The organism is Cupriavidus sp. FW305-27 (genome assembly GCF_058787995.1).
In genome coordinates, this window is the sequence record NZ_JBYTAG010000083.1 from 21,804 (window position 1) to 28,512 (window position 6,709).

Annotated in this window: 6 protein-coding genes; 3 read left to right on the forward strand and 3 right to left on the reverse strand. The window is 68.6% G+C overall.

Features of this window, described 5'->3' with window-relative positions:
• The first annotated feature begins 171 nt into the window (after positions 1 to 171).
• Positions 172 to 780, forward strand: a complete 609-nt coding sequence (locus AC3WRI_RS29180; protein ID WP_492294597.1) for a TetR/AcrR family transcriptional regulator — start codon at positions 172 to 174, stop codon at positions 778 to 780.
• Positions 781 to 1,043: 263 nt separating this feature from the next.
• Here AC3WRI_RS29180 and AC3WRI_RS29185 read toward each other — a convergent pair whose 3' ends face one another.
• The 3 genes from AC3WRI_RS29185 to AC3WRI_RS29195 all read right to left on the reverse strand — a co-directional run bounded on the left by AC3WRI_RS29185 (position 1,044) and on the right by AC3WRI_RS29195 (position 3,594).
• Entirely contained in the window at positions 1,044 to 1,664 is a 621-nt protein-coding gene (locus AC3WRI_RS29185) for a hemerythrin domain-containing protein (protein ID WP_011617678.1), read from the reverse strand.
• A 258-nt stretch (positions 1,665 to 1,922) separates the two neighbouring features.
• Complete coding sequence (locus AC3WRI_RS29190) at positions 1,923 to 2,687, reverse strand: AraC family transcriptional regulator (protein ID WP_011617677.1); 765 nt, start codon at positions 2,685 to 2,687, stop codon at positions 1,923 to 1,925.
• Complete coding sequence (locus AC3WRI_RS29195) at positions 2,671 to 3,594, reverse strand: DMT family transporter (RefSeq protein ID WP_010810985.1); 924 nt, start codon at positions 3,592 to 3,594, stop codon at positions 2,671 to 2,673. The genes AC3WRI_RS29190 and AC3WRI_RS29195 overlap by 17 nt, the downstream gene beginning before the upstream one ends.
• A gap of 198 nt (positions 3,595 to 3,792) precedes the next feature.
• Between AC3WRI_RS29195 and AC3WRI_RS29200 the strand changes: the two genes are divergently transcribed.
• The gene (locus AC3WRI_RS29200) at positions 3,793 to 5,382 is read left to right on the forward strand and encodes a DUF1800 domain-containing protein (RefSeq protein WP_037024764.1); all 1,590 of its coding nucleotides are present in this window, start codon (positions 3,793 to 3,795) and stop codon (positions 5,380 to 5,382) included.
• Positions 5,383 to 5,395: 13 nt separating this feature from the next.
• On the forward strand, positions 5,396 to 6,709 hold a 1,314-nt coding region (locus AC3WRI_RS29205; RefSeq protein WP_492294599.1), incomplete at its 3' end, for a DUF1501 domain-containing protein.

A 6,709-nucleotide genomic window follows, 5' to 3' on the forward strand; every position in this document is an offset into this window, starting at 1 on the left:
GCCCGTTCGCTTCGGTACAATTTGGGCTGCCGTGCAGCTCCGCGTGAACAGACCCATATCCTGTTCAACGCAGCCACAACGGCGCCATGGACCATTACCACTGCTTCGAGACATAGCCGGCCGATCCATGCATCGGTCGGCGCGCCGCAGGCGACATATCGCTCACTACCTATGAAACAGCAAACCAGTCGCACCCAGGAGCAACGGCGTGAGGAGTCTGTCAGCCGTATGGTGCAGGCCGCAATCGGGCTGATTTCTGAAAAAGGCCTCGCCGGGCTGACGATGAATGAAGTCGGCACCAAGGCGGGCTATAGCCGCGGCCTGGCGCACAATCACTTCGGCTCCAAGGAAAAGCTGCTGGAGGAATGTCTGGAACAGCTCTCGCGTGAATTCAATGCCCAGCGCAAGAAGGACGGCAGCGATACCCGCGGCATTCACGGCATCTATTCGCTGGTGGACGCCTACACCCAGCGGCCGGAAAACGCGGTCAACAGTATCCGCGCGATGTTTTTCATCGTGCTTGACTCGTCCGTTGCCGACTCGCCGCTGCATGGCTTTGTCCACGACTACAACGAAAAGAACATGGCCTACGTCGAGTACAAGCTCAACGAGGCGAAGACCCTTGGGCAGATCCGGGCGGACGTGGACACAAAATCCGCGGCCTTCATCCTGATGAGCCTGCTGCGCGGTATCTCCGTGCACCGCCTGAACCGGGCTTCCATGGACCCTGCAGCCGTGAAGGCGGAGATCCTGCGGATGATCGGGGAGTGGTTGCTATAGAAGAACCATCGTCATGGCGAGGCTGAGGGTGGGCTGAGGGCACCGGCGCCTCGGTCCGCGACGCCCTGCGCCGGCACTCGAGCGAGACCGGCGAGACGGTGCTGCTGGGCCGCCAGAGCGGCAAATAGGCTGCAATACCTGTCCGTCATTGCTGTTGCCGGATGCCGTTAAAAAGCCCGGGACGGTTTCTGCCAGGGCCAAGACACTCGCCGCAGGCATAAGTTCTGAGCCGAGGCCCGGCAGTGCCGCGAAGCGACCGACGTTCAGTGCATGGACGCGTTCGCTTCACTGTCGATCTGCTTGCGCAAAGTCGCGAAGCGCCTCTCCACATTGGCGCCGAATAGCGGATCGGCACTGGCCGGATCGATGGCGGCGACCTCCGCCCAGTCCGCTTCGGTCAGGAACCGGGCGGCGCGCGGCATGACCTGTTTTTCCTCGGTGGACAGATGGTTGCGGTAGTACACCAGGTACATGGCGGCGGCCGCTTCCAGTGCCGCTCGCGAGGTGACCACCTCGCTCTGGGCTTCACGCAGGCGGTCGAGCAATTCCGCGCCGACTGTGGCGATCACGCGATGTTCCTGCAGTAACCGGCTGATGATGATCCGCGTGCCGGGATCCCGGTCCACGAGCAGCGCGTAGGCAACATCCTCACGGGGGTGGTGCACGCAATCGCCATAGTTGCGCAGGTATTGGATGATCGTGGCCATCAGGCCGTAGTCGGGCTGCTCGCCCTGATGGAAGGTGCTGACCTGCTTTTCCAGCAGGTCGAGCATTGAGGCGAAATGGATATGGTCGGTATGCCAGGCGGCAAGCGGTGTCGGGCCCGGGGTGGAAAGCGCGGCGGAAGGTGAAGTTGGAAGCGAGGTGGCTAGTGGGGTGGCCATGGCGCCCTCCTGGGAAACTGGGCAAGCAGACCGTTGAGTCCGATGCGATATCGGGACTCGCGGGACCTTATTGACACAATAGCTTCCCTGCATGATCTGAGTCTGACGCAGATCAATGCGGCGCTAAGCGCTCGGATCTCGCAAGGGGCGGAAGCCTTATACGCCGCACGTTCAACCTGCGCCGCCCTCTAACTCGCCTCGACGCGAGAGGGTCACCACGGTTAGTCCGGTGCCAGAATCGACTACCGCGCAGGCAGGCTAGCCGCGTGCGGCCGCCCGCCACGCCCCGGGCGGCTGCCCGAAGCGCCGCGTGAAGCTGCGCGTGAAGGTGGTCTGGTCCGGGTAGCCTGACGCCAGCGCGATCTCGGCCAGCGGCAGCGTGGATTGCGTCAGCAGCTGCAGCGCGCGGTCCAGCCGCAGCCGGGTCTGGTAGCGGTGCGGGGTATCGCCGAAGGCCTCGGCAAACAGGGTCTGGAAGCGCCGCACGCTCCAGCCGAAATGCCCGGCGACTTCCGCCACGCGCAGTGGCGCGGCCAGGTTGGCGCGCAGGTAGGCATCAACGGCCATCAGCGGGAATACCTGCTCGTCGCCGGGCATGCCGAGGCAGTCCGCCAGCGCCGCGGCCAGCGTTGCCGCCAGGTGCCAGTCGGTCTGCGGCCCGCGTGCTGCTGCGGCGGCTCGCCATGCCGCCAGCGCGCGCACGCGGCTGCCGAAGGCGCCGTCCAGCGGGAACGTGCGCGGGCGCGTCATCAGCCGCGCGGGCAGTGCCACCGAGCGCGCCGGGAAGTCCGCCACCAGCTGCAGGTTGCCGTCCAAGCCCAGGAATTCATGATGGCTGCCGGCCGGCACGATCAGGCCGGTGCGGTCGTCCACGCGATAGACGTGGCCGTCGATCTCCAGCTCGGTGGCGCCGGCCAGACCGAACAGCAACTGGTGGTAGCCGTGCTGGTGGCCGTCAGGCTGCGGGCGGTAGCGCCGATGCTCGACCAGCGGCGAGGCTTGGGGTTCAGCGGGCTTCGGCATGCCGCAACCTGCCAGGGGTCTGGCACAGCCAGACGCCCGCGCCGGCCACCGCCATGCCCAGCGCCTGCACCGCATCCAGCCGTTCGCCGAACAGCAGCCAGGCCTGCAGCGCGGCCAGCGGCGGCGCCAGGAACATCAGCGCCGCGGCATTGGCGGCCTGGCCACGCCGCACCAGGCTGACCAGCAGCCAGGTGCCGGCGCCCGACAGGCCGATCGCCGCCCATGCCAGTCCGGCCCACAGCGCCACGCCACCATGCCAGTGCAGCGGCGCGTCGGCGGCCTGGATCGCCACCATCGCGGCGGCTACCAGCATGGCGCCCAGGTTCTGCCAGGCGGAACTGGCGCGCAAGTCACAGGCGGCGATGGCGGGCTTCTGCAAGAGGGTTCCCATGGTGATGGAGACAATGGCCAGCACGCCCAGCAGCACGATCCAGGGCGACAGGGCCGACGCGGCCGGGTGAATGCCGGCCTGCATCGCCGGGGCGACCACCAGCGCGACGCCGAGCGCACCCAGCGCCAGGCCCTGCCACGTCCGCCTGGAAGGTAGCTCCTTCAGCAGGGGGATGGCAAGCAGCGCGGTCAGCAGCGGCTGCAGCGCGCCTAGCAGGGCCATGATCGTCGGCGGCAGGCCCCTGGCCACGGCGCCGTAGCCGGCGCACAGGTAGATGCCCTGCATCAGCGCGCCTGCCAGCAGGTGGCGCGGCGCCTCGCGCAGCGGCGGCCAGGCCGCGCGCGCCGCCAGCGACCAGGCCACGAACATTAGCGCCGCCACGGCAAAGCGGCCCAGCAGGAACAGGCTGGTATCGGCCAGCGGCACGATGGCCTTGCCGACGATAAAGCCGGTGGACCAGATCAGGACAAAGCCAACGGTGGGCAGCCAGGCGGCAGCGGACAGGGGGCGCGACATGCAAGCAGGCGTTTCCGCCGGGGGCGGGATCGGAGGGACAGAGCGCAAGGCTAGCCAGGCAGCGCGCCGCTGTCTTGGCAAATCCGGCAATCGGCGTGCTGAAAGCACTGGTAACACTCCGGCGGCGCCTCCGGGTCAACCAATGTGCGCTTGCCACGTAACATAGTGATGCTGATCGAACAGGGCGAGGAGCAAGGCATGAATCCGGCGCAGCATTCGAGACAATCCGGCCGGGGCGCGCTCGCCGCCTGGCGGGCCGCCGCGGCACTGGCACTGGCAGCGTGCCTGGCCGCCTGCGCCCAGGTGCCGGCCGAGGCTGGCGGCAGCACCGCCGCCACCGACCTGCGCTGGCTCAACACTGTCACCTACGGCGCTGACCAGACCACCCTTGGCGACCTGCGCCGGCTGGGCCGCAAGGGCTTCCTCGACCAGCAACTGACGCTGCCGCTGGCCGATCCGCCCGAACTGGCGGCCGTCATCGCAGCCTTGCCCAACCTGCAGGCCGATGCCGCCGCGCAGATCCAGTCCGCACGCGACGCCCGCCAGCGCATCGACGCGCTGCCCGACGACGACAGCAAGCAGCAGGCCCGCCAGGCGCTGAACGCGCAGGGCCGCGAGATCGTGGCCGATGCCGCGCGGCGCCACCTGCTGCGCGCGCTGTATTCTCCGGCGCAGCTGCGCGAGCAAATGACGTGGTTCTGGATGAACCATTTCAACGTCTACTCGGGCAAGGGCCAGGTCCGGCTGCTGCTGGCCGACTACGAAGAGCGCGCCATCCGCCCGCACGCGCTGGGCCGCTTCCGCGACCTGCTGATGGCCAGCGTGACCGCGCCGGCCATGCTGGTCTACCTCGACAACGCCCAGAGCAGCGCCAACCGCATCAACGAGAACTACGCGCGCGAGCTGATGGAGCTGCATACCATGGGCGTATCGGGCGGCCCCAGCGGCTCCCGCTACACCCAGCAGGACGTGCAGGAGCTGGCGCGCGTGCTGACCGGCGTGGGCGTCAACCTGCGCGGCACGCCGCTGCCGCGGCTGCCGCCGGCGCGCGCGGGGCTGTACCGCAGTGAGGGTTTGTTCGAATTCAACCCCGCGCGCCATGACTTCGGTGCGAAGACGCTGCTGGGCCAGCGCATCGAGCCGGCCGGCTTCGACGAAGTGGCGCGAGCGGTGTCGATCCTGGCGCGCGAGCCGGCCACCGCGCGCTTTATCAGCGCCAAGCTGGCCGCCTATTTCATCGCCGACAACCCGCCGCCGGCGCTGGTCGAGCGCATGGCGCAGACCTTCACGTACACCGATGGCGATATCGCCGCGGTGCTGCGCACCTTGTTCCTGGCGCCGGAACTGGACCGGCAACTGGCGGCGCCCACGCGCAAGTTCAAGGATCCGATGGTCTATGTGGTGTCGTCGATGCGGCTCGCCTATGAAGGTCGTCCCGTGACCAACCTGCGCCCGGTGATGAACTGGCTGAACCAGCTCGGCGAGCCGCTCTACGGCCACGTGGCGCCGGACGGCTATCCATCGTCGGAAAGCGCGTGGGCCAGCTCGGGCCAGATGGTGCGGCGCTTCGAGATCGCGCGCGCGATCGGCTCGGGGCCGGCGGGATTGTTTGCAGGCGATGGCGCGAGGCCGCGTGGCGCGCGCTTTCCGATGATCGGCAACAAGCTGTACTTCGACACCATCGAAGCCACCCTTGGCCCCGCCACGCGCGCCGCGCTGGGCCAGGCGGAATCGCAGGCCGAATGGAATACCGTGCTGCTCGGCTCGCCCGAGTGGATGCAGCGCTGACAGGGAGCAGACCATGCAACGCCGACAATGGCTGAAAACGATGGGCGGCGCCACGCTGGGGCTGGCCCTGCCCGCCATCGCCTCGCGTGTCTATGCGCTGCCGGCGCGGGCCGATGCGCGCTTCCTGCTGGTGTTCCTGCGCGGCGGCTATGACGGCACCAGCGCGCTGGTGCCGGCCGGCAGTGATTTCTATTACGCCGCGCGGCCCAATATCGCCATTCGCCGCCCGCCCGCGGCCGGTGCGGACGCTGACCCCAACGCGGCAGTGGCGCTGGCGCCGGCTTTTGCCGCCGACAGCGCCGCGCGCGGCATCGGCGACTGGGCGCTGCACCCGGCATTGGCCGCGACCATGCTGCCGCTATGGCAGCGCGGCCAGTTGGCCTTCGTGCCGTTCGCCGGCACGCACGACCTGTCGCGCAGCCACTTCGAGACCCAGGACGGGATCGAGGCCGGCTTGCCCGGCGAAGGCGAGGACCGCAAGTCCGTGGCCGCGCTGCGCGGCAGCGGCTTCCTGAACCGCCTGGCGCAGGCCATGGGCGGGCAGGCCGCGCCCGTGGCCTTCACCGACGGCCTGCCGATGGTGCTGTCCGGTCCGCGCGACGTGCCCAATGTCTCGCTCAAGGGCAGCGGCCGCACCCCGTTCGATGCGCGCCAGGCGAAGCTGCTGGCGCAGATGTACCGTGGCACGCGTTTCGAATCGCTGATCGATGAAGGCTTCGAGCTGCGCGAAACGGTGGCGCGCCAGGCGCAGCCGCAGCCCGGCATGTCAGGCAACGACGCCGGCACCATGGCCGCGCGCATGCAGGAAATGCAGGCCGCCAACCGCCGCTCGCTCAGCGCGCGCGGATTCGAGGTCGAGGCCCGGCGCATGGCGGGCTTGATGCGCGAGCGCTTCAACCTGGGCTTTATCGACGTGGGTGGCTGGGACACCCACGTCAACCAGGGCGGCGCACAGGGGCAACTGGCCGGCCTGCTCGACAACCTCGGCCGCGGCCTGTCGGCTTTCGCCGCCGAGATGGGTCCTGTGTGGGACAAGACCACCGTGGTGGTGCTGTCCGAGTTCGGCCGCACCTTCCGCGAGAACGGCACGCGCGGCACCGACCATGGCCACGGCACCGTCTACTGGATCGCGGGCGGCACCGTGCGTGGCGGCCGCATCGCTGGTGAGCAGGTAGCGGTGGAACAAGCCACGCTCAACCAGAACCGCGACTGGCCGGTGCGCAATGAGTACCGGGCGGTGCTGGGCGGGGTCTTCCGCAGGCTGTACGGGCTCGATGAGGCGCGGCTGGCGCAGGTGTTTCCGGGGGTGCGGGGGCGGGATATCGGG

What these genes read in the sequence shown, in the direction of transcription:
- AC3WRI_RS29190 (WP_011617677.1), bottom strand. Translation starts at nt 2,687, where the DNA reads ATGCCGAAGCCCGCTGAACCCCAAGCCTCGCCGCTGGTCGAGCATCGG.
- AC3WRI_RS29200 (WP_037024764.1), top strand. Translation starts at nt 3,793, where the DNA reads ATGAATCCGGCGCAGCATTCGAGACAATCCGGCCGGGGCGCGCTCGCC.
- AC3WRI_RS29195 (WP_010810985.1), bottom strand. Translation starts at nt 3,594, where the DNA reads ATGTCGCGCCCCCTGTCCGCTGCCGCCTGGCTGCCCACCGTTGGCTTT.
- AC3WRI_RS29180 (WP_492294597.1), top strand. Translation starts at nt 172, where the DNA reads ATGAAACAGCAAACCAGTCGCACCCAGGAGCAACGGCGTGAGGAGTCT.
- AC3WRI_RS29185 (WP_011617678.1), bottom strand. Translation starts at nt 1,664, where the DNA reads ATGGCCACCCCACTAGCCACCTCGCTTCCAACTTCACCTTCCGCCGCG.